Origin of the sequence: Microbacterium sp. LjRoot45 (genome assembly GCF_964253325.1) — a bacterium.
GTDB lineage: Bacteria > Actinomycetota > Actinomycetes > Actinomycetales > Microbacteriaceae > Microbacterium.
The window spans coordinates 2,142,521-2,164,304 of record NZ_CAXUQM020000001.1; the positions used below are offsets into that span (position 1 = coordinate 2,142,521).

Annotated in this window: 20 protein-coding genes; 6 read left to right on the forward strand and 14 right to left on the reverse strand. The window is 69.3% G+C overall.

Annotated elements, in window-relative coordinates; translation table 11 throughout:
* Nucleotides 1-177: 177 nt before the first annotated feature.
* Nucleotides 178-1,143, reverse strand: a complete 966-nt coding sequence (locus ACSQ18_RS10140; protein ID WP_436037162.1) for a DMT family transporter — start codon at nt 1,141-1,143, stop codon at nt 178-180.
* 190 nt (nt 1,144-1,333) lie between these two features.
* Between ACSQ18_RS10140 and ACSQ18_RS10145 the strand changes: the two genes are divergently transcribed.
* Genes ACSQ18_RS10145 through ACSQ18_RS10155 form a run of 3 tightly spaced genes read left to right on the forward strand, consistent with a single transcriptional unit; the run spans nt 1,334 to nt 4,010 of the window.
* A complete protein-coding gene (locus ACSQ18_RS10145) occupies nt 1,334-2,065 on the forward strand; it encodes a sigma-70 family RNA polymerase sigma factor (protein ID WP_436037163.1) in 732 nt (243 codons plus the stop codon).
* Complete coding sequence (locus ACSQ18_RS10150; protein WP_436037164.1) at nt 2,062-3,225, forward strand: LuxR C-terminal-related transcriptional regulator; 1,164 nt, start codon at nt 2,062-2,064, stop codon at nt 3,223-3,225. The genes ACSQ18_RS10145 and ACSQ18_RS10150 overlap by 4 nt, the downstream gene beginning before the upstream one ends.
* Before the next feature lie 23 nt (nt 3,226-3,248).
* On the forward strand, nt 3,249-4,010 hold the full coding sequence (locus tag ACSQ18_RS10155) for a hypothetical protein (RefSeq protein ID WP_436037166.1): 762 nt from the start codon (nt 3,249-3,251) through the stop codon (nt 4,008-4,010).
* A gap of 73 nt (nt 4,011-4,083) precedes the next feature.
* Here ACSQ18_RS10155 and ACSQ18_RS10160 read toward each other — a convergent pair whose 3' ends face one another.
* From ACSQ18_RS10160 to ACSQ18_RS10175, 4 genes are read right to left on the reverse strand one after another with little or no spacing between them, the layout of a single operon-like run.
* Nucleotides 4,084-5,838, reverse strand: a complete 1,755-nt coding sequence (locus ACSQ18_RS10160; protein ID WP_436037168.1) for a glycoside hydrolase family 13 protein — start codon at nt 5,836-5,838, stop codon at nt 4,084-4,086.
* Nucleotides 5,839-5,890: 52 nt separating this feature from the next.
* Nucleotides 5,891-6,802: a carbohydrate ABC transporter permease gene (locus ACSQ18_RS10165; protein ID WP_436037169.1), complete on the reverse strand. Its 912-nt coding sequence runs from the start codon at nt 6,800-6,802 to the stop codon at nt 5,891-5,893.
* Complete coding sequence (locus ACSQ18_RS10170) at nt 6,799-7,725, reverse strand: carbohydrate ABC transporter permease (protein WP_436037171.1); 927 nt, start codon at nt 7,723-7,725, stop codon at nt 6,799-6,801. The genes ACSQ18_RS10165 and ACSQ18_RS10170 overlap by 4 nt, the downstream gene beginning before the upstream one ends.
* A complete protein-coding gene (locus ACSQ18_RS10175) occupies nt 7,722-9,029 on the reverse strand; it encodes an ABC transporter substrate-binding protein (RefSeq protein WP_436037173.1) in 1,308 nt (435 codons plus the stop codon). The genes ACSQ18_RS10170 and ACSQ18_RS10175 overlap by 4 nt, the downstream gene beginning before the upstream one ends.
* A gap of 161 nt (nt 9,030-9,190) precedes the next feature.
* Between ACSQ18_RS10175 and ACSQ18_RS10180 the strand changes: the two genes are divergently transcribed.
* Entirely contained in the window at nt 9,191-10,345 is a 1,155-nt protein-coding gene (locus ACSQ18_RS10180; protein ID WP_436037174.1) for an ROK family protein, read from the forward strand.
* A 122-nt stretch (nt 10,346-10,467) separates the two neighbouring features.
* On the opposite strand, the gene ACSQ18_RS10185 is transcribed toward ACSQ18_RS10180, so the two are convergent.
* From ACSQ18_RS10185 to ACSQ18_RS10205, 5 genes are all read right to left on the reverse strand, one after another.
* Complete coding sequence (locus ACSQ18_RS10185) at nt 10,468-11,202, reverse strand: glycosyltransferase (protein WP_436037175.1); 735 nt, start codon at nt 11,200-11,202, stop codon at nt 10,468-10,470.
* Nucleotides 11,199-12,557 (reverse strand): PIG-L family deacetylase, encoded by a 1,359-nt coding sequence (locus ACSQ18_RS10190; protein WP_436037176.1) that lies wholly within the window; start codon nt 12,555-12,557, stop codon nt 11,199-11,201. Before ACSQ18_RS10190 ends, ACSQ18_RS10185 begins: the two co-directional genes overlap by 4 nt.
* Nucleotides 12,551-13,627, reverse strand: a complete 1,077-nt coding sequence (locus ACSQ18_RS10195; protein ID WP_436038427.1) for an acyl-CoA dehydrogenase — start codon at nt 13,625-13,627, stop codon at nt 12,551-12,553. The genes ACSQ18_RS10190 and ACSQ18_RS10195 overlap by 7 nt, the downstream gene beginning before the upstream one ends.
* A 161-nt stretch (nt 13,628-13,788) precedes the next feature.
* The gene (locus ACSQ18_RS10200; RefSeq protein ID WP_436037177.1) at nt 13,789-15,057 is read right to left on the reverse strand and encodes an RNA polymerase sigma factor; all 1,269 of its coding nucleotides are present in this window, start codon (nt 15,055-15,057) and stop codon (nt 13,789-13,791) included.
* Between the two features lie 16 nt (nt 15,058-15,073).
* Nucleotides 15,074-15,460 (reverse strand): YciI family protein, encoded by a 387-nt coding sequence (locus ACSQ18_RS10205; RefSeq protein WP_436037178.1) that lies wholly within the window; start codon nt 15,458-15,460, stop codon nt 15,074-15,076.
* Between the two features lie 496 nt (nt 15,461-15,956).
* Between ACSQ18_RS10205 and ACSQ18_RS10210 the strand changes: the two genes are divergently transcribed.
* Complete coding sequence (locus ACSQ18_RS10210; protein ID WP_436037180.1) at nt 15,957-16,736, forward strand: hypothetical protein; 780 nt, start codon at nt 15,957-15,959, stop codon at nt 16,734-16,736.
* A 143-nt stretch (nt 16,737-16,879) separates the two neighbouring features.
* Here ACSQ18_RS10210 and ACSQ18_RS10215 read toward each other — a convergent pair whose 3' ends face one another.
* The 4 genes from ACSQ18_RS10215 to cmtR are packed head-to-tail and all read right to left on the reverse strand — an operon-like array spanning nt 16,880 to nt 20,287.
* Complete coding sequence (locus ACSQ18_RS10215) at nt 16,880-17,410, reverse strand: signal peptidase II (protein WP_036297873.1); 531 nt, start codon at nt 17,408-17,410, stop codon at nt 16,880-16,882.
* Complete coding sequence (locus ACSQ18_RS10220) at nt 17,407-18,015, reverse strand: cadmium resistance transporter (RefSeq protein WP_436037182.1); 609 nt, start codon at nt 18,013-18,015, stop codon at nt 17,407-17,409. The genes ACSQ18_RS10215 and ACSQ18_RS10220 overlap by 4 nt, the downstream gene beginning before the upstream one ends.
* Entirely contained in the window at nt 18,015-19,931 is a 1,917-nt protein-coding gene (locus tag ACSQ18_RS10225; RefSeq protein ID WP_436037183.1) for a heavy metal translocating P-type ATPase, read from the reverse strand. The genes ACSQ18_RS10220 and ACSQ18_RS10225 overlap by 1 nt, the downstream gene beginning before the upstream one ends.
* Nucleotides 19,928-20,287 (reverse strand): Cd(II)/Pb(II)-sensing metalloregulatory transcriptional regulator CmtR, encoded by a 360-nt coding sequence (cmtR, locus tag ACSQ18_RS10230; RefSeq protein WP_036297877.1) that lies wholly within the window; start codon nt 20,285-20,287, stop codon nt 19,928-19,930. Before cmtR ends, ACSQ18_RS10225 begins: the two co-directional genes overlap by 4 nt.
* Before the next feature lie 130 nt (nt 20,288-20,417).
* Here cmtR and ACSQ18_RS10235 point away from each other — a divergent pair, with 130 nt between their 5' ends.
* Complete coding sequence (locus tag ACSQ18_RS10235; protein ID WP_436037185.1) at nt 20,418-21,770, forward strand: helicase C-terminal domain-containing protein; 1,353 nt, start codon at nt 20,418-20,420, stop codon at nt 21,768-21,770.
* Nucleotides 21,771-21,784 lie beyond the last annotated feature (14 nt).

Genomic DNA, 21,784 nt, shown 5'->3' on the forward strand with positions numbered 1-21,784 from the left:
CGGCGAGGCGCTGCCCTCGCGCACCGGGAAGAAGGCGAAGCGCGCGGCGAAGAAGGCCAAGAAGAAGGCCAAGCGCGCCCGCAAGAAGGAACGCAAGAAGGAGCGGGAGCGCGCGGCGAAGGCCGAGAAGAGGGCGCGGAAGATCGCCGCTCGCCAGAGCGCCGCGGACGCGAGCGATCAGCCCTGAGGGCGACGGCGAGCGCGCCACGGCGCTGCCGCCACGACGACCGAGACGAGGGCGATCGCGACCATCGTGAGTTCGATCGCCCACCCGGGTCCGGATGCCGCGGGGAACGCGACATCGATCGCGAAGGCCGTGAGCAGCTGACCGGCGACGGTGCCGAGTCCGAGCAGGAGCACGCCGGTGTGCACCACGAGCGCCGCCGACAGGAAGATGTAGACGACGCCGATCGCCCCGCCGACGAACAGCCAGGGCTCCCCCGGCACCGTGTCGGGCGGGCCTGAAACCGCGACGCTCACGACCGCGGCCACCACGAGCAGAATCGTGCCGCCGATGAAGTTGACGAGGGTCGCGGTGAGCGGGGTTCCCACGCGCTGACGGAGACGTCCGTTGGTCGCCTGCTGCCACGCGATCCCGACGCCCGCCACGAGCGGGAGGACCAGCATCCACAGCGGGATGCGATCGAGCACCCCGCCCTGCAACGACACGGCCACCGCGGCGAGCGCGAGCACCCCGCCCAGCACCCGGGGGACGGTGACGGCGACGACCCCCGCCGGGCCGTAGCCGACGCGGTCGAGGACGAGCCCGTTGACGGTCTGACCCGCGACCACGCCCACGGTGAACAGCGAGACGCCGATGACGGCGACGGCGAGGCCCTGGGTCGCCACCGTGAGGGCGCCCGCGGCGCCGCCCGCCAGCATCCACCACGGGATCGTGCGCTCGCGCAGCCCCGTCGTGAGCGCGCGGAAGCCGCGTCGCCCCGACGGCAGCAGGAGCGAGCACAGGGCGAGGAGCGCGAGGCCGGAGCCGAACGAGATGGCCGCCGCGACGAGTCCGTCGCCCAACCGCAGGCCCAGTTCGCCGTTGATCCGCGCCTGTATCGCCGTGAGGATGCCGACCAGCACCGCACCCGACAGGGCGATCGCCGCGGGCAGTCGCGCGGGTGAGGGGGCGGACGTCACCCGACGAGCCTAGGCGACGCGGCTCCAGACCCTCAGTTGTGAGGGATTCGGGTGAGGAAACGGGTGGTTTCCGCGACTCCGCCGTCATCGGCTCCGGGCGGGGGCATCTCTTCAGTGCATTCACGCCTCCGGCATCCGCGGCTCGACCACGGCACCGGCGGCGTCACGGGAGATCGCGGGAGAACCACACGTGCGCACCACCATCACGGCCGAACGACTCGGCGAAGAGACCGACAGTCACACCGACGCCGACCCCACGGCCGCCATCGGCGACTTCTACGCGGCCAACCGAGGACTTCTCCAAGGGTTCGCCCGCAAACTCGCCGGAGATCTCCTCGACCCCCACGACCTGCTCGCGGAGGCCCTCGCCTCCGCCGTCGGTCGCGCGGCGTCGGGGAGCGACATCGCCAACATCGGCGCGTACCTGTTCGCGGCCATGCGCAATCGGATGAAGGACGAACTGCGCTCCGCGCGCTCCCGCACCGTGCCGCTGGAGGCCGAGGGGGTCCGCACGGATGCCGACGTGTTCCGCGAGGTCGACGTGTTCCACGAGCGCGCGCTGGTGCGCCGCGCCCTGCGGACGCTCCCCGCCGATCAGCAGCGCGTGCTCGTGCACGTGGCGGTGGCGGGGGCGCGGGCGCGGGAGTTGACGGCCGAGCTCGACCGTCCCGCCCCGGCGATCCACGCGCTCGTCTACCGCGCGAAGGCGGGCCTGCGGCGCGCGATCGTGCGGGAGATGCTCGTGTGGGCCGACCCGCCCGCCGCGTGCGTGCGCATCGCCAACACGCTCCCCGACATCTTCCCGCTCGCGCTGGCCGACGTCGTCGGGGTCGCACGGTTCACCCATCTCGCGCGTTGCGTACGCTGCCGTGCGGCGTGGACGCGACTCGACGAGCTCGCCCGCGGCTTCGACGACGCATGAGCGCGACCGCAACTCCGGATCGCGAAGGAACGCCGGAGCGTGAGGGGACGCCGCTCCCCCCGCGTGTGGTCCTCGGTCGCGCCTCGCTCCTGGCCGGACGCACGGTCACGGCGCTCGTCGAGTTCGAAGCGGCCGCGCGGGCGGCGCGCACTCCGGCCGAGATCCGCCTCGCCGCGCACCACGAAGCGCTCGTGCACGCCGTGCGGGGATCGCTCGATGCGGCTGACGGCATCCTGGCCCGCGCGTATGACGACGATCCCGCCCCCTACTCCGGGGTCGGCGCAGAGCCGACGGATGCCGTGGCCCGCGCGGCGCGTGCGCTTCTCGCCGTGGAACGCCTGACGCCCGAAGCATCGGCCGCGGTCCGGAGCCTCGACGCGGGGACGCCGGGGCTCCTGCCGTTCGCCCTCCTCGCCGACACCCGCCTGTCGCTGGCCGAAGGGCTGCCGCATCGGACGCTCGACACCCTCGACCTCCTCCTCCCCCAGCTCCCGGCGCGCGGCGCCCTCATGGCGGACATCGCCGCCGCGAGCCGGATCGACGCATTCGCGCTGCTGGGCGATCTTCGCGCGGCGGGACGGATCGACACCGCCGGCGGAGACCTCACGCGGCTCGCGCGCGCTCGCCTCGTGCTGCGCCAGGGTCGACCCGCCGGCGCCGCGACCCTCGCCGGCGCGATCCTCACGGCCCGCGGCACACCCCCGGGCCAACGCGCGGAGGCATCGCTGCTGATCGCCTGGGCGACGTTCCTCCGAACCGGACGCGTCGACGCCGCGCTGGCGACGTCGGCCGCTCGCTGGATGCTCGCGACCGGCGCGCGACGTTCGCTCGCGATGCTGCCCGCGAGCGCCCGTGCGGAGCTCGCCGCTGCCGTACCCGCCGACGTGAGGGACGCCTTCGCGCGAGCCGCCGTCGGTGTCGTCGCGGCTCCCGAGGTGCCTCGGATCCCGCCGCTCACGCGGTCGGAGCGTCGGGTGCTGGCAGCCGTCCGCGGCCCCGTCACGCTCGACGCGGCCGCACACCTCCTCGGGGTCTCCCGCAACACCGTCAAGACGCACCTGACGTCGGTGTACCGCAAGCTCGGCGTCACGCGGCGTGCCGAGGCGCTCGTGACGGGAGAGCGACTGGGACTGTTCGACGGAATCGAGTCGATGCCGTGAGGCGAGGGAAGGATGCCGGAACCATGCGCATTGCAGAGATCGAGGGGTTCCGCGGGATGAGTCGCTGGACCGACCGCGCGCTGCTCGCGGAGAGTCTCGTCGGGCGGCCCGAGGCGGCCGACCTGCTGTGGGCCCGCCACGAGAGCGCCGCCGCCGAGACGGTCAGGGCGTGCACCGGGATGACCGCGTCGCACGAGACGGTCGCCGCCGCGCGCGACCTCTTCCGTCAGGAGGCCCCGGCCCGCGTCTGGGCGGGGATGCCGGTGCGGGAGACCGTCGTGGCCGTCACGGCGGAGCTCTTCCCTCAGCTCGACGGTGCCGGCGACCACGACTACCCCGCCGGGCGGACGTCGCTCGTGGAGGCCTATCGGCTGCTCCCCGCCGACGACCGCGCACTGCTGTGGTTCCGAGCGGTCGACCGGATGACGTGGAGCGACTGCGCACCGATGATCGCGGCATCCCTCGTGGAAGCCACCTCGCCGCGACTGGTGGACCGCTTCGTGGAGAGGTGGATCGCCGTCTCCCGCGGTCGTGGACTGCCCGACGAGTGCGCTCACGTGCGCTCGTCGCTCTTCCAGGGGCGCACGGGCGGACGCGGCGCCGACGCGCACGTCGCGCACTGCATGCCGTGCTCGACGGTTGCCGTCAATCGCGGCGAGGTGATCGATCGGCTGGGTGCGCTCCTCCTAGCGAGCACGATCGGCTCCGAAGCGGCCGAGCGGTGGCGGGCCGCCAACGCCGGCCTGCGCACGCCCACGGTGCCGGTCTTCGCGCTCCGCCCCTGACGCGAGGGCGAGAGGCGCAGCACCGCCGGGGCGCCTGCGGGGCCCCGCCCGCACGACGCCCCGGCGGCGGTCTTCACTCCTCGATGGCCGCGATCCACACCGTCGTCTCGCCCGGCACCGTGTCACGGGCGTCGGCGACCGTAGTGGCATCCGCGCTGGAGAGCACGATCCGGCTGGTGTGCGTCACGAGCTCCGCGGGAAGCCGGTACTCGTCGTCGCCGAAGTTGGTAACGACGTGCCAGCCGCCGGGGCGGACGAAGTGGAGCACGTCGTCACGCCCCGTTTCGACCCATTCCAGCCGCTCGGTCCCCTGCAGGCGCCGACGCAGGTGTAGAGCCCGACGGTAGAGCGAGAGAGTGGATGCCGGATCGCTCTCCTGCCGCTCCACGGCGAAGCCTCCGAACCACGCGGGCTGCGGCAGGTGCGCGCCGTCGTCACCGAATCCGAACGCAGGTCCCTCGGCGTGCCACGGGAGAGGCACACGGCATCCGTCGCGGCCGATCTCGGCTCCGTGCGTGCGGAAGTAGGTGGGGTCTTGGCGCTGCGCCGGCGTGATCTCGGACACCTCGGGGAGGCCGAGCTCTTCGCCCTGGTACAGATACGCGGACCCGGGGAGCCCCAGGACGAACAGGGTCGCTGCGGCGGCGCGCCGACGACCGCGTTCGGCGTCGACGCCTTCTCGTCGCCCGCCCTGCAGCAGCCACTGGGCGGCGCGCTTCGTCGGCGTGACCGCCGGGTCGTCGGCCCCCGGGAGCCCGTACCGGGTGGCGTGGCGCACGACGTCGTGGTTGGACAGCACCCACGTGCTCGACGAGGACGACCCCTCGGTGCGGGACAGGTTCTCGGTGACGATGCGGCGGAACTCCGGCGCGTGGAACGCCGCCTCCAGCAGGTCGAAGTTGAAAGCTTGGCCGAGGCTCTCCTGGCGCGCGTACAGGTGGATGCGCGAGGGGTCGACCCACGCCTCGGCGACCGCGGTGCGGGGCGGGTCGTAGGAGTCGAACACCTCTCGCCACTGCGCGTAGATCTCGTGCACATCGTCCCGGTCCAGAAGGGGGTGATTGCCGTCGCGGGGAAGCAGATCGAGCTCGGCGCGCGACGGCAGCGGCTCGGTGAGGTCCTTGGAGAGCATGTGCGCCACGTCGATGCGGAAGCCGTCGACGCCGCGATCGGCCCAGAACCGCAGCGTGGTGACGAAGTCGTCGCGCACGTCGGGGTGATCCCAGTTGAGGTCGGGCTGCTCCCGCGCGAAGTTGTGCAGGTACCACTGGCCGTCGTCCACACGTTGCCATGCGGGCCCGCCGAACGCCGACACCCAGTCCGTCGGCGGATGCGCGCCGTCAGGCCCGGAGCCCTCGCGGAAGATGTACCGCTCGCGTTCCGTCGATCCCCGTCCCGCCGCCAGTGCACGCTGGAACCAGACGTGCTGATCCGAGGTGTGGTTGGGGACGATGTCGACGACCACCTTGATCCCCCGCTCGTGCAACGCGGCGAGCATCCGGTCGAAGTCGTCGAGCGTGCCCAGGCGCGGGTCGACGTCGCGGTAGTCGGCGACGTCGTAGCCGCCGTCGGCGAGTTCCGACGGGTAGAACGGGCTCAGCCACACCGCGTCGATCCCGAGGCTCGCGAGGTAGTCGACGCGCGACGTGATACCCGGCAGGTCGCCGATGCCGTCGGCATCCGCATCGGCGAAGCTGCGCGGATAGATCTGGTACACGGTCGCCTGCCGCCACCACGGCGGGGTCGTATCGTGCGTCGCTCCCGCCGGGTCGGTGTCGAAGTCGGTACGGAGCTCGGTGTCGAGGTCGGTGTCGAGAGGCGTGGTCACTGCGCGGTGCCCTTTCTGCGGTGCGGGTGGTCGGGGAGGTCGCGGGATGCCGTCAGCCCTTGACGGCGCCCTGGGTGACGCCCTCCATCACCCATCGCTGGGTGAAGAGGTATGCGATCAGGGCCGGCGCCATCGCCATGAGGTACGAGGCGAACGAGACGTTGTAGTTGTTGCTGAACTGCGTCTGGAAGAGGTTCTGGCGAACCGGCAAGGTCTGCAGCGTGGGGTCGGAGATGATCAGCGACGGCATCATGAAGTCGTTCCACGCGTAGAGGAAGGCGAAGATGCCGACCGTGGCGCTCATGGGAGCCAGCAGCGGGAAGATCAGCCGCCAGAAGGTCTGCCAGGTGCTCGCCCCGTCGATGCGCGCGCTCTCCTCCAGTTCGATCGGGATCGAGCGCAGGAATGCGGTGAACAGCAGCACGCTGAAGCTCAGCTGGAACATGGTGGCGAGGATGATGACGCCGAAGGGGTTGTCGAGTCCGACGCGACCCGTCAGCTGGATCTGCGGCAGCGCCACCACGGGGAACGGGATGAACATCGCCGCGAGCAGGTAGAAGAACGAGTAGCGGAAGAGACGCCGCTCCCAGTTGCGCACGATGGCGTACGACGCGAAGGCGGCGAGCACGATGGTTGCGGCGACGGTGCCGGCGGTCACGAGCAGGGAGATCGCCGCGCCGACGGGGAACTTCGTGAGCGTCCATGCCTGCACGAAACCGTCGAAGCTGAACGGGGCCGGCAGGGAGAACGCGTTGCCGTCGACGGCTTGAGCGCTCGTCTTGAGCGACATCGAGATCGTGACGTACAGCGGCAGGAGCACCGTGACCGCGCACAGCATCAGGATGATCGTCGCCGACCAGTTCACCCGCTCCATGCGGGGCTTCCTGACGCGGGAGCGCGTGGAAGGCACCGAGATCTCGGCCTGTTCGAACGCCAGAGCGGGCTGACTCGTGGAGGTGGTCATGACAGCTGGTTCCTTCCGCGCGTGAGCGAGAGTTGGAGCACGGAGATGACGACGGCCACGATGAAGAAGATCGTCGCGTTGGCCATCTGATAGGCGTAGTCGCCGCCGTTGAAGCCCGCGATGATCGTCATCGCGATGCTGCGGGTGGCCGTTCCGGGGCCGCCGTTGGTGAGACCGACGATGATGTCGTAGGCGTTGAGGAAGCCCTTGAAGCCGAGGATGACGTTGATCACGACGTAGCCGGCGACGAGCGGGAGGGTGATCCGCACGAGCTGCTGGCTCTTGCTCGCACCGTCGAGGTCGGCCGCCTCGTACACGTCGCCCGGGACGGAGAGCAGACCCGCGATGTAGATGAGCAGCGTCCCCGGGATGGCCTGCCACGCCGTGACGACGACGATCGCGATCCACGCGAGGTCGGCGTTGGCGAGCAGGCTCGTCTCCAGCCACGACACCCCCACCGCGGAGCCGAACGCCGGCACCGAGTTGGAGAAGAGGAAGTTGAAGACGTAGGCGATGATGATGCCCGAGATCACCATCGGGATCACGAACACCGTGCGCAGACCGGTCTTGAAGCGGATGCGGGCGGTGAGCGCCACCGCCAGGAGGAAGGCGATGACGTTCACCACGATCACCGTCGCGATCGCGAAGCCGAACGTGAACAGGTAGCTCTGCAGGATCGCGGGGTCGCTGAACAGGGCGATGTAGTTGGTGAAGCCGATGAAGTTCCAGTCGCCGATGCCGATGGAGTCGGTGAAGCTGAAGAAGATCCCGATCACCCCGGGCACCGTGATGGCGAGTGTGAACAGCACCAGGCTCGGCAGCAGGAACAGGTAGTAGATCGGTTCCACCCGACGCTTGCGGTGGGCGAGGTCACGAGACGCGCGTCCCGTTCCCTCCGTGACGATCGTGCGGGTGGCGGTCATCTCGAGGTCTCCTTCGACTCTGCGGAAGACGGCACGGGCTGACGGAACGCGAGACGCGACCAGTCCTGATCCATCGTGCGAAGGATCGACGACGGCGCCGCTCCGAGCACCATGGCCTGTGCGTAGTTGAAGACGGGGATCGTCTTGGGAACGAGCACCGACGGCCCCTGGTAGACCTTCCCGTCGGCGTAGTACTCCTGCATGCCCGCCACGCGAGGGTCGTCGGGCGGAGCGGCGTCGGTCAGCGGCGAGAAGCCCAGCTGCAAGGCGTTGTACGCGTCGATGATCTCCGGCTGGTACAGGTACTCCAGGAAGTCGCGGGCGGCGTCCTTGTGCCGCGATGCCTCGGGGATCATGGCCGCGAGGTCCATGTTCACCCGGACGGCGAGGTCGCCGGCATCCTCCGTCATCGGGAGCGGGAATGTGCCGAGCTCGAGATCCGGATCGATCTTGGCGATCTCGGCGAACGCCCACGGCCCCTGGAGGTACATCGCGGCCTCGCCGCGGGCGAAGGCGAGGTTGCCGTCGCCGTACGCCCGGCTGGGAGCGTCGTCGTTGACGTACTCGGTGGCGAGCTCGAGCATGCGATCGATGGGCGAGGAGAAGTCCTTCTCGAACGAGACGTCCGAGTCGGGCCCGACGTCGGCACCTTCGGCCGCCAACCGGTCGAAGAAGTCGATGACCGGCACCGACCCGCCGACCGCGTAGTCGTACCAGCCCTGGCCGACGGTCCAGTCGTCCTTGAAGGTCGCGTAGAACGGCGTGATCCCGGCATCCTGCAGCGTCGTGCAGACCTCGATCAGCTCGTCCCAGGTCGTGGGGACCTCCACCCCCTGCTCCTCGAAGATCTGGGGGTTGTAGATCACCGACGACGCCATCACGGAGTACGGGAGGGCGCTGACCGTCCCCTCGCACGTGCCGTACTGGTCCATCAACGGCTGCAGGTCGTCGCGCACGCTCGCGGCGGCATCCGTGCTCGACAGGTCGCTGAGGGCACAGCGCTGCACGAACCGGGCGACCTCGTAGTTGTAGTTGGCGAGCATGAGGTCGGGCGGGTTGCCGCGCACGAAGCTGGCGGAGACGACGTCGACGCCCGAGGTGTCCATCTCCACGGTCACCTGGTCCTGCGAGGCGTTGTAGTCGGCGACCGTCTTGTTCATGAAGTCGAGCGCCTCCCGCTTGCTGAAGGTGAAGCGGATGGTCTCGCGTCCGTCGTTCGAGCAGCCCGCCAGCATCCCTCCGGCCAGCACGATCAGCGCCCCCGTGGCCAGCAGGCGGGTCCTTCTGTGGTGTGACATCGACATCCTCGTCTCTCACCGCACCGTCGCGGATATTTGAATCAGTACTAGATTTACTCGCCAAATCAATGTGTACACGGCAGTATTGCAGGGAACGAAAGCGAAGGTCAATACCCTTGTCGATCGCCCTCGGAACCACTTCGGCCCGGCCCGCCAGCCTCGACGCCGTGCTCGACCACGCCTGGGGCGCGCGCGAGTTCACGGCCTCCGACGTCATGGCCGCCACCGGACTCACCCGCTCCACGGCGATCGAGGCGATGGATACGCTGGCGGAGATGGGCCTGCTCGAAGAGCTGCCCAACGCGCGCCTCGCCGGCGACTACCGCAAGGGACGCCCGGCCCGCCGATTCGCTCTCCACGCGGATGCCGCCGTCCTCCTCGGTGTGGACGCAGGACACACGCACATCACCGCGACGGTCACCGACCTGCGCTCCCACTCCCTCGCCTCCCACCGGACCACCCACCAGATCGATGCCGAGGGGCCCGACGACCGGCGCCGCGCGGTGCTCGGAACCGTCGACGAGGCCCTCCGGCGGGCGGGGAGATCACGCGGCGACGTGCTGGCCATCGCGGTCGGCGTTCCCGCCCCCGTGGATGCCACAGGCCGCTCGCCCCGGCATCCGGACGGGTTCTGGGAGCGGATGAACCCCGACTTGGCGGAGGCGCTCGCGTGGGCGCCGCTGGTCCGCATCGACAACGACGCGTCGCTCGCGGCCGTCGCGGAGGGCGCCGTGGGGGCGGCGGCGGGATGCGCCGACTACGTCACCCTCCTCGCGGGCGACCGGCTCGGTGCCGGCGTCGTCGTCGACGGCCGCCTGCTGCGCGGCGCGCACGGCGGGGTGGGAGAGATGGTCGCGTTCGATCACGTCGAAGGCGTCGGCTCCGCGTACGGGCTCGGCGCCATGGCGGCCACCTGGGCGCGCGCCGCCGTCGCCGAGGGGCGCCTCACCCCGGGCGGGGCGCTGGCGGGGCTCGCCGCGGACGACCTCGACGGGCGGCGGGTGCTGGAAGCGGCCGCCGCGGGCGACCCGGATGCGCAGGCGATCGCGGAGCGCGTCGGCGCGGTGCTCGCCCGCATCGTGAGCGTGCTCGGGAGCATGTTCGACCCGCGGCGCGTCGTGGTGTCGGGGGCGATCGCCGCCGGAGTGGCCGACGTCGTCGACGCGGCCCGGCTCGCCCTTCCCACCGACCTGCACCTTCCGGCGCCCGAGCTGGTGATCTCGCCCCTCGGCGCCGACGTCGTGGTCACCGGCGCCGTCTCGGCGGCCGCCGATGCCGCGCGCACGGCAGCCCTCGACGTCTGGGCCACCCGCCAGGCGTAGTCGCGTCCACAGCGGGTCGCCCGCCGGTCGGGCGTGGTTCGCCCGCGTCGGCTTGCGGGTCGCGCGACCTGGCATCCGCAAAGCGGCGCGGGTGAACGCGGCGAGGCAGCAGGATGAGGCGTCTACGATCGCGCCGAACCGGCGATTCTCTCGTGCGTCGCGCGAACGAATGCGGCATACCCGCCCGGAGTCCTGCCCCAGAACCGACCGGACGTGACCACCTCGTTCTCGTCGGTCGCGACCACCCGCGCGCCCAGAGCGCGAGCGGCACGAACGAGCTCGACGTCCTCGTGTTGATCGAGATCCGCGAACCCACCGATCCTCGTGTAGACGTCGGCGCGGAGGCCGAGGTTCGCGCCGTGGACGTTACCGACCGGGCGCCCGCGAGGGTGCGTCGCCAGCCAGTGCTCGGCATGCTCCGCGGTGAGGTCGGCGAAGTCGGGACGAACCGTGCCGAGCACGACGTCCGCTCCCGCCGCTCGGAGCTCGAGCTGATGACTGAGCCAGGTGGGCGGGACCGTGGAGTCCCCGTCGGTCGTGCAGACCCAGATCCCTCGCGACGGCACCTCCCCCAGCGCAGTGAGCGCCGCGGTCATACCGACACGCCGGGCGGTCCCCACGTTGCGGGCGTCGATGCGGAGCGTGCGCAGCGGCCAGGATCGCGCGATGCCTTCGGACGCGTCCGTGCACGCATCGAGGACGACGACGGCGCAGACGCGGACGTGCGGGTGCGTCCGCCCGGTGTGCTCGAGCGCGGCGCACAGTGCGGCGAGGCAATCGTTCAGCAGCGCGGCCTCGTTGTGCACGGGGATCACGACGGCGGCGGCAACGATGTCGTCGCCGGAGACGGCACTCATGCGATCAGGCCCGTCTCGGCCGCAACCGATCGCGCGTGGTCGAGCCCGTAGACCTCGAGCACGAAGTCCTCTTCCTCGTGCGCGACGATTCGGACGAGGCGGCTCGAGGAGCGGAACACCGCGTGGACGTCGTCCCCGGTCTGCGGATACTCGGCGACCGGATGCCGCCAGTGGCACGCGATCAGATGCCCGTCAGGCGTGAGCGCACGGTGCATCCGTTCGACCGCGACGGTCAGGTCGACGCTGCTCCAGTAGTAGCCGACCTCGGAGAGGACGACGAGGTCGAACGTGCCGGAAGGCCACTCGCCGGGCAGCGCGAGGCGCTCGAATCCGACGCCCGTCCTCTCGCCGATCCGCTCTTTCGCGATCGCGAGCGGCGCGGTGGCGATATCGACGGCGTGGACGGCATCGCATCGTTCTGCCAGGAGCTCGGTCAGCACCCCGGTGGAGCAACCGAGCTCGAGTGCGGAGGCGTACCGGGCGCGGGGCAGGCTCGCCATGGTGACGGCGCGCTTCCGCAGCTCGTACCACCGCGACTCGAACCCCCACGGGTCGTCTCCGTTCCGCCCGTAGAACTCCTCGAAGAACCCCTCCCCGAGACTCTCGGGTTCCTCGGCGGGGCGCACGAAGACCTCGAACGCCCGATCGAAGTGCGCCTGCATGCCGTCATGGAGCATCACCTCGTCGCCCGGCGCTGGTGAGAGCGCGGCGATCTGGCTGCGGTGATGCCGCGTCGCGACGCGCTTGGCGTCGACGGCCGCGGCGTCGAGCCGGACGACCTCGAGATCACCCCACGGCACGTCCTCGGCTGAGCCCCAGTGCCACAGCCAGATCGGATAGCCCCGCCACGGGATGCCGAGGTCCCGGCACACCTCGGCGGCCACTTCGCCGACGACGCGGTGGTCGCGGTGCCCATCCCCCTGCCAGGGCGACACGACGAGGCGGGAACCGGCATCCATCAGGACGGCGCGAAGCGCAGTGGCGATCTCGTCCCGGTGACCGTCGGTGCCGCCGTCCGGGATGCCGAGGAAGCGGAGCTCGATCGAGGAATGCAGGTGCCCCATGGCCGCAGTCGCTTCCCGGCGCCGCAGCGCAGCCAGCTCGGCGGGCGCGTGCGACGGCGATTCGGGATGCGACCCCTCCCCGTCGGTCGCGACGAGCACCGTCACTCTCGCGCCGCGACGAGCGGCGAGCGACATCAGCCCCGCCGCACCGAGAGTCTCATCGTCGGGGTGTGCCGCGACCACGATCACGTGATCGGCATCCTGCCGGAGATCCGGCAGCGCCTGTGCCCTAAAAGCCGCAGCCCACACGCCCTCGGCCGTTCCGGGGTCGCGGTGGCTGAAACTCACCACGCGCCCCGCCCCTCGCTGATGTCGACGCCGATCCGAGCCACGTCCCGCTCGCCGTGATGCTGACGCAGATACAGTTCCAGGTCGGCGACCCGCCGCGCGTGCGCCTCGTCCGCGACCAGGGGCAGCGGGCCGAGCGCGCGGGCAGCCTCGGCCAGTGTCCTCTCGACCGCGTCGGCGACGACCGCCCGGACGCGCGCCGCGAGCGTGCCCGGAAAGGCCGGCCCCTCGGATGCCGCGTCGATCCCGTCCATCTCGCGGGCGGCGGACTGCAGCGCCAGCCGCGCGGCCCACAGCGCCGTGTCGACGCGCCCGAGGTGCAGACGCGACAGCTGATCGGCGCCGTCACGCCGCGCCGCGTCGAGCAGGGCGTCGCGAAGCGGGAGGGCCGCGCCCCACCAGCACGCCGCCACCCCGATGCCGCCCGCGGCGAAGCCGGGTCGGCGAAGGTACCAGCCCGGCTCGCCGACGGGCACCGCCGGGACCGACGTGAAGTCCACCGGCGCGCTGACGACGTGACTCAGTCCCCGCGCGAACCACGGCCCCGATCGAGGTCGGACGCCGGGGGCTTGCAGCGCGACGGCGAACAGGCGACGCTCGTCGCCGACCCACGCTGTGACGAGCGCGTGGCTCACGTGCTGCGCGAGCGAGCACCACGGCTTGGTTCCGTCGAGGCGCCAACCGCCGGCATCCGCCCGCGCTTCCAGCCGCATCCCTGCACCCTCGGCAGCGAATACACCCCACGATGAGTCAGGACCGTCGGCGATCGACGACAGGTCGACCGCTGCACCGTCGCGTCGCGCCTGTTCCAGGATGGTGAGGGCATCGAGGTGCGGCTCGAGGATGCGGGCCGCCGCGACGTCTCTGCGGGCGACCGCCGCCAGCAGGGACCAGTCCTCCCCCAGGGAGCGCTCCGCTCCCCGGACGGCACCGACAGCAACCGCCCACGCGAGCGTGGCGTCGACATCGGTGCCGAATCCGTCGATGGCATCCGCGTCGGCGAGCGCCGACCTGAGCTCCGGGGCGAACGGCGCCTCGCTCAGGAGCGGGGTCGTCGACGAATCTCTCGGCATGGGGTTCACCCGCCGAGTCTCACCGCGTCTCGCCGCGTTCGGCAGAGGCTTGCCACCGCGTGAGGTTTCCGATAGCGAAGCTCGGGGCGCCCGGTCGCCGCGTCGTTCTCGCCTGAGCACGGTCGCCGCGTCGATCGCGCGGCCCCGCATGCGGCGGCGTCTCAACGAGCGGGCGGCGCGGGGTCACCCCCGACGAGCTGATCGCGCCGGCGTCGTAGGTACGCGCCCTCGGCCGAGTTGCCGGCGAGACGGATGGCGGCGTCGTACGCGGCTCGCGCCTCGACGCTTCGTCCCACGCGCCGCAGCAGGTCGGCCCGCGCCGCGTGGAAGGCATGGTAATCGTCGAGCGCGTCGGCGATACGCGCGAGGTCGGCGAGCGCGAGGTCCGCTCCATCCACCTCCGCGACGGCGATGGCGCGATTGAGTCTCACGATCGCCGACGAGTCGACAACCATCAGTCGGTCGTAGAGCGTCACGATCTGAGGCCAGTCCGTATCGCGCGCAGAGGGCGCGTAGGTGTGCACAGCGCTGATCGCGGCGAGCAGCTGATAGCGGCCCGGTGAGGCCGTCCCGGCGGCGACCCGGGCGATCCGCTCGCGGACGAGCAGGTGCCCCTCCGCGATCATGGTCCGGTCCCACGCCGCCCGGTCCTGCTCGTCGAGAGTCACGAGCTCGCCCGCGCGCGACACCCGGGCGGTCCGGCGAGCCTCGGTGAGCAGCATCAGCGCAAGGAGGCCCGACACCTCGCCCTCGTCGGGGAGGAGCTCGCGCAGGAGCCGACAGAGCCGGATCGCCTCGTCGCTGAGGTCGGCGCGCACCGGGTCCGTGCCACCCGTGGCGAGATATCCCTCGTTGAACACGAGATACAGCACCGCGAGCACCCCCGGAAGCCGTTCTCGCACGTCGTCCTGCGTCGGCATCCGATAGGGCACGTCCGCCGCGGCGATCCTGGCCTTGGCGCGGGTGATGCGCCGCGCGATCGTCGTCTCCGGGACGAGGAACGCGTGAGCGATCTGAGGGACGGTGAGCCCTCCGAGGAGGCGCAGGGTCAGCGCCACCCGCGCCGGCATGGCGAGCATCGGATGACAGCAGATGAAGATCAGCCTGAGCCTGTCGTCGTCGACCGACCCGGTCGGTTCGGGAGATGTGTCGTCGCGCATGAGCTGCGCCGCCAGCTGCTTACCGTCGCGATGGGACTCGCGCCGTAGGCGGTCGATCGCCTTACGCGCCGCGGTCGTGGTGAGCCATGCCCCGGGATTGGGCGGGACGCCGTCGAGCGTCCATCGCTCCAGCGCCGTGACGAATGCCTCGCCCGCGGCATCCTCAGCAAGGTCGAGGCTGCCGAAACGGCGTACGAGGCCGGCGACCACCCGCGCCCACTCATCCTGGTACGCGCGGGTGATCGCCTCCGTCACACGGGGATCGGTCACGTGCACACGGCTCGCGTCAGTCCCGCTCGGGCAACTGCCGCTCGATGATCTCGTCCACGCCCGACGGGAACCGATGCACCTCTTGCGGCCAGTCGAGGGAGACCGCCATCCGGCCGGCCCAGTGACGCGCGGCATCGTCATCGGCCGCCTCGATCACCGTGAAGCCGCCCAAGTGCTCCTTCGATTCGACGAAGGGGCCATCGGTGAAGGCGGGCGACCCGCCGTCGTTGACCACGCTGAAGATCGCGGTCGACGCATCGATGCCGCCGTCGGCGAAGACGAACACGCCGGCCGCCTTCATGTCCTCGAGCAGCGCGTGGGACGCTTCGCTCTTGCGAGTGAGCTCCTCGGGCGTCTGGGCTGGCACCCACTCGTCATTGAAGGCGATGAGATATCGGGGCATGGTGGGATTCCTCTCGTCGAACGAAGCCGCATCGATCGCGGCATTCCGTGTGGGCATCCGAAAGGGACGCTCACAGGAACCACGAACGGCAACGCCCGGATACGACACTATCCCCGAGATTCGCGCCGGATCAGCCGTCCGGACTCGGGGCGGGGACAGTGTCGAGTCGTTCACACCGACAACGGGCACCCGCGCGATGCGAGTGCCCGTCTTCGTTTCCGGCGGTTTTGCAATCAGTATTGCCAACGGCCCGAGAGTGGGCTGTTAGCAGAACCTGTCCTGGTGCGGATCGCGGGCATCCGGGGTTCCTGCGTTTCCTGTAGACGGTTCCTGCTTTTCCTGTAGAGCGGGCACAGTGATGGCCCCTGCCGAACGAGGCCCAGGACCGAGAGGCTCTGGTGGGAGTCGCGGTGCACCGAGAATGGCAGACCTGACTTAGCGAGATCATCACCGGACGTCCGGTGTCGCTCGGATAGATTGCGCTAGCGTGCGGCATGTGGACGCTGCCGAACTTCCCTGGTCATTGGTATCTATCGCGCTGGCAGCACTTGCTGGCGCAGGGTTGAACCATGCGTTTGGTCGTCGCGCGGAGTCGATGCGCGCCCTACGAGAAGCTCGCACCGAGTGGGCCGTCGACGCAATGGCGTTCCGTGACGCGAACCTCGAGGACGTCGTGATGAAGATCTACGCACGTCCGGAAGCACCCGAAGTCAAACCGGCGCTGAGAGTCATTGACCCTCGTGGCGCTCGATATGCGTACACGCTTGTGATCGTGCAGGCATCTGCCGAACGCCAGATCGCTGACCAGTGGTTCGGCGGCAATGGTATCTACAGCACAATCACGCCGCCACAACTGCGTAGGCTCGGACGACTCATGGAACGCACAATCGCACTGTGGGCTCAGGCAAGTTGGCGCATGCCGTTGTGGCGCCTACGCCTAGTCACCTGGTGGCTCGTCCGACGTGAACAGCTGTGGACGGAGTACATGCATGGCGAGCTAAACGCCGGGCAGCAGCGAGCCACCAACCGCGCGGACGCGGCAAGCTTTCGCAAGTACGCCCGCGCCCGCAGGCGGGAGGTGCGTCGTTCCCGCCGACGCCAGAAGCCAACCGGCGCGTTCATCGATTGCTCGACGTGCGGACGGCCCGCCTACCAGGAGCAAAGCGAACTGTTGACGCTGGAAGATGGTGCGGAGGTTGTGCGTGATACCTATCGGTGCAAGAAGGGCCACGAGACATCATCGGAGCAACCGTTCGAGGTGGACAAGACGAGATAGTCACCCTCGGCGCCATGACGCGCGGGAAGTCGAACTGTTGTGGTCCGGAACGAGTCCGCTGACCAGGACGATCCGACGGGATCAAAGCGTGATCTTCGGGCAGCCGTCGAAGTACTGCAGGGTGATCTCCATGGTTGGCCCTCTCAGTTCTCGGTGCCGCGGAGCATCAGGAGCGCTCCGGCAATCGTAGCGGTGACGATCACGATGTCGGCGAGGTTCCCGATGAACCAGTTGCCGTAGGCGAGGAAGTCGACGACGTGCCCCCGGGCGAATCCTGGTTGGCGGAAAAGCCGGTCGCCGGCGTGCGAAGCAGCGGCCCCGCCGAGCGCACCGATCACGATCGCCCACCCGGGGCGTCGGACCCGGAACGCGAACACGATCGCGGTGGCCGTGGCCGCGACGGCGATGAGAGCGAACACCCAGGTGAAGCTCTCCCCGAAGGAGAACGCCGCGCCGGGGTTGTACGCGAGCTGCAGGCCCAACAGGTCGCCGATCAGCGGGATGCGCTCGTGCTCCGACAGGGTGGCCTCGGCCCACACTTTCGTTCCCTGATCGATCACGACGACGACCACGGCGATCAGAAGCGCCCAGGCAGTGAGCCGCCAGCGTCCTCTCTGCGGACGCTCTCCCGACGCCGATGCCGACTCAACGTCGGTATTCGTGTCCGGGGTCATGCGAGGGCCTCGAAGAGACGGACGATAACGCCGGATTCAATGAGGATGAACAGGCCCAGGCCGATGAACACGACGGGGACGAGCCAGTGCTCGACACGTTCGAGCGTTTCGGTGACGGCCTTGTGGGTGCCGATCAGTCGCCCGGCAGCGCACCAGACGGCGACGAGGATCAGGAACACGACGATCATGACCGCGACGTCGCCGGGCGAGCTGGTGCGGAAGATCGGCGTGTAGAGGGAGATGTTGTCGGCCCCGTTGGCGATCGTGATCCCGGCGACCCCCCATAGTCCGACCGCGGTGATCTTGGAGTCGTCATCATCGTTGTCGCCGTTACGGCGCAGGCCGCGAATGAGCGTCCAGATGCCGATGCCGAGCGGGATCAGACCCAGGAAGCCGACCCATTCGTCCGGGACGATCGTGAGACCGAGCGCGGCGATCACGCTGATCACGACGAGTGTGATGAACCCGAGGTACTGGCCTGCGACGATCTGCCACGGTCGCGGCTTTCCCCGGCTGGAGGCGAGGAACAGCACGGTGAGCACGACGATGTCGTCGATGTTGGTCGCCGCGAACAGGCCGATCGCCGACCCGATGGTTGCGAGCATCAGCTTTCCATTCGTGGTGTGCGGGTGCGTGCGGCGCGCAGGCCGTTGAGGATCACGATGACCTCCGCGACCTCGTGGACCAGGACGACAGCCGCGAGCCCCAGGACCCCGAAGAGCGCGAGCGGGAGCAGTGCGGTGATGATCAGCAGGGACAGGATGATGTTCTGGTTGATGATCCGCCGGCCCCGCCGCGCGTGATCGAACGCCCGCGGGATGAGCCGCAGATCATGACCCGTGAAGGCCACGTCCGCAGACTCGATCGCCGCATCGGAGCCGGTCGCTCCCATCGCGATGCCGATGTCCGCGGACGCCAGGGCCGGGGCGTCGTTGATGCCGTCACCGATCATCGCGACCGATCCCGCCTTCGACAACTCGCCGATCGCGGCCGCCTTGTCCTCAGGGCGCAGCTCCGCGCGCACATCAGCGATCCCGGCCTGCGCAGCCAGCGCACGAGCGGTGCGGGCGTTGTCCCCGGTGAGCATCGTCATGCCGACGCCCTGATCCGCAAGCGTGCGGACCACCTCGGGGACTTCCGGACGCAGCTCGTCGCGGACGCCGATCGCCGCGACCGGTGCCTCGTCGCGGTGCACGATCACGACAGTCATGCCCTGCTCCTCAAGCCCTGCAACCCGGTCGCCGAGCTCGCCGGCGTCGAGCCAGCGGGGGCTGCCGACCGTGATACGAGCGCCATCGACGGTGCCGTCGATGCCGTGCCCGGCCTGCTCGGTCACATCCGCGGCCACGGGAACACCCGGGGCTGCAGCGGTGATCGCCGCCGCAAGGGGATGCGTGCTGTGCTGCTCCAGAGCCGCCGCCCAAGCCAGCGCCTGCTCCTCGGCAATGCCGTTCGCAGTGAGGACCGCGGTGACCGCGGGCTCGTTACGGGTCAGGGTGCCGGTCTTGTCGACCGCGACGTGCCGGACCGTGCCGAAGCGCTCGAAGACCGCGCCGGACTTGATGATCACGCCGAACTTGCTCGCCGCGCCGATCGCGGCAACGACCGTCAACGGCACCGAGATCGCCAGCGCGCACGGAGAGGCCGCTACCAGCACGACGAGCGCACGAGTGATCCATACCTCCGGGTCGCCCAGCAGTGACCCAATGATCGCGACGAGCGCTGCGAGAATCAGCACACCGGGTACGAGCGGGCGGGCGATCCGGTCCGCGAGACGCGCACGCTCGCCCTTCTCCGTCTGCGCTTTCTCGACCAACTCCACGATCGTCGTAAGCGAGTTATCGGTACCGGCCGCGGTCGCCTCGACCTCCAGCACGCCGGAGCTGTTAATCGCGCCGGCCGACACCGCGTCCCCGGGCTCGACCTCGACGGGGATCGACTCCCCGGTGATCGCCGAGGTGTCCAGGCTTGAGCGGCCAGAGCGGACGATCCCGTCGGTTGCGATCCGTTCGCCCGGGCGGACCACCATGACCTGGCCGACCGTCAACTCCCTCGCCGGCACCTGCGCAGAGACGCCGCTCTGCAGCACGGTCGCCATCTCCGGCACGAGCTTCAGCAGCGCCCGCAGGCCGCCACGGGCACGGTCCATCGCCTTGTCCTCAAGCGCCTCAGCAATCGAGTACAAGAACGCCAGAGCAGCGGCCTCCTCCACATAGCCGAGGATGACCGCGCCGATCGCGCTGATCGTCATCAGCAGCCCGATCCCGAGCTTGCCCTTGAACAGCTTCCGAATCGCGCCAGGAGTGAACGTCGACGCGCCCAGCAGCAGGCCGATCCAGAACAGTACGAGCGCCGGGATCTCGAGCCCGGACCATTCAAGGATCAGACCAGCCAGGAACGCGACACCGGAGAAGACCGGCACCATGATCCCACGGTCCCTCCACCAGGGCCGCTCCACCTCTTCGGTCTCATCCTCCGCCGCAGTGGCAGGCTCGTGCTCGCAGCTACACGCCGCGCTCACGCGTCCGCCCCTGTACCGCAGCAGCCCGGCACCGTGCACGACGAGTCCACACACGGCGCGTGCTCATCGACCGCCAGCGTCACATCCACGAGCGCGACGAGCGCAGCCGCAAGATGCGGGTCAGCGATCTCGTAGCGCGTCTGGCGACCCTCAGGCTCGGCGACCACGATCCCGCAGTCACGCAGGCACGTCAGGTGGTTCGAGACGTTCGAGCGGGTCAGCTCCAGCTCGCGCGAGAGCACGGCCGGATAGCTCGGGGCGTTCAGCAGAGTCATCAAGATCCGGGAGCGCGTCGGGTCCGCCATGGCCCGGCCGAGCCGGTTCATGACGTCGAGGCGCGAAGCAATAGTCAGCATGTACTGAACTATACAGCAAGTGCTGATCAATCATTGGTGATCAGTTCCCCACCATTCATTGGGAGAAGAGTCGGAAGCCGCTGAATAGCCAACTCAGCAACAGTCGGCGCTACCAGTAGACCTCGACGCAGTGGTGCAGCGCCTGAAGGGAGGCGAGCAAATCGGCGTGGTTGTGCTCGTGAACAAGTACGACGGTGTTGATCTTCCGAAGGATGCTTGTCGATTACTGGTGATAGACGGGGTCCCGTTCCCACTCGCACCAAGCGAGGCTAGGGAGGCAAGCGCTCTGGCAGGAACAGCCACGTTCGCCGCACGACAGGTTCAGAAGATCGAGCAGGGCATGGGGCGTGGGATCCGCGATGCCGAGGACCATTGCGCGGTCTTGTTGATGGGAGCTGACTTGGCTATGACCCTCAAGAACCCCAAGTATCGCGATCTTTACTCCCCCGCAACCCGGGCGCAGATCGGGCTGAGTCAGGATGTCGCGGTCCAGCTGCAGGACCAGGGAATCGATGCGATTCGCGAGGCGCTCGCGCTCTTCCTTCGTCGCGATCCGGGATGGTTGAAAGTAAGTAGCGAAGCCATCTCCGGGATTGAGTATGACTCCGACGGGCATGTCACCCCGATTGCTGTTGCACGACGGCAAGCGTTTGACCTTGCGCGAGCCGGCCAGACGCTCGAGGCATCGAGCCAGGTCGCCGGAGCCTTGTCCACTGTAGGAAGCGCGTATGAAGCTGGCTGGTATCGGGAGGAGGTCGCTCGTTACCAGCACGCCACGAATCCTGATGGCGCCCAGGCAAGTCTCCGCGAAGCCCGCCTCGCCAACATCAACGTGCTCCTTCCGCTGTCGACACCGCCGGTTCAGCGGCTTCGGGCGACAGCGGAGCAGGCGCAAGCTGCGAGCGTCTTCCTGACCGACACGTACGCGACGGGAGTCGAGCTGGCCCTCGGCCTCCAACTGATGCTGGGCGATATGACCTCTGATCCTGCTCGGGTGCCTGACGCGGAGGCGGCGTTCGAGTCCTTGGGGCTTCACCTCGGGTTCGCATCCGAACGCCCGGACAAGGTGTATGGCACCGGTCCCGATAACTTGTGGTCCGTTCGGGACGACCTCCAGCTCCTGATAGAGCTGAAGACTGGAGTGACGCGGGCAGATCTACGAGTGAAGAAGACTGAACTCGATCAGCTTTCAGGGCACGGGAGCTGGCATCGGGCAAACTACAACGCGAACGATGCATCGATCCCGATTCTTGTTCACCCTGAATCGATCTATCTGATCGAAGGGACGCCGCCGCCTGGGACGCGGATCCTCACTCCAGCTGGTATTGACGACCTCAAAACGCGCGTGAAGGCGTTTACTGATGCCGTGAGTGTCGGTGATGGGTGGAAGAACGCGCAGCGGGTACAAGAGTTGCTTACTCAGCACCATTTGACAGGACGCGATGCCCTTTTGCGATCGTCTGTCGCGCCGACGAGCTCATAAGCCGAACTTGCCCA

Coding starts and splice junctions, on each gene's coding strand:
- ACSQ18_RS10205 (WP_436037178.1), bottom strand. CDS start 15,460: ATGCCCCGATATCTCATCGCCTTCAATGACGAGTGGGTGCCAGCCCAG.
- ACSQ18_RS10185 (WP_436037175.1), bottom strand. CDS start 11,202: ATGAGTGCCGTCTCCGGCGACGACATCGTTGCCGCCGCCGTCGTGATC.
- ACSQ18_RS10175 (WP_436037173.1), bottom strand. CDS start 9,029: ATGTCGATGTCACACCACAGAAGGACCCGCCTGCTGGCCACGGGGGCG.
- ACSQ18_RS10165 (WP_436037169.1), bottom strand. CDS start 6,802: ATGACCACCTCCACGAGTCAGCCCGCTCTGGCGTTCGAACAGGCCGAG.
- cmtR (WP_036297877.1), bottom strand. CDS start 20,287: ATGCTGACTATTGCTTCGCGCCTCGACGTCATGAACCGGCTCGGCCGG.
- ACSQ18_RS10220 (WP_436037182.1), bottom strand. CDS start 18,015: ATGCTCGCAACCATCGGGTCGGCGATCGGCCTGTTCGCGGCGACCAAC.
- ACSQ18_RS10155 (WP_436037166.1), top strand. CDS start 3,249: ATGCGCATTGCAGAGATCGAGGGGTTCCGCGGGATGAGTCGCTGGACC.
- ACSQ18_RS10170 (WP_436037171.1), bottom strand. CDS start 7,725: ATGACCGCCACCCGCACGATCGTCACGGAGGGAACGGGACGCGCGTCT.
- ACSQ18_RS10195 (WP_436038427.1), bottom strand. CDS start 13,627: ATGCCGAGAGATTCGTCGACGACCCCGCTCCTGAGCGAGGCGCCGTTC.
- ACSQ18_RS10150 (WP_436037164.1), top strand. CDS start 2,062: ATGAGCGCGACCGCAACTCCGGATCGCGAAGGAACGCCGGAGCGTGAG.
- ACSQ18_RS10215 (WP_036297873.1), bottom strand. CDS start 17,410: ATGACCCCGGACACGAATACCGACGTTGAGTCGGCATCGGCGTCGGGA.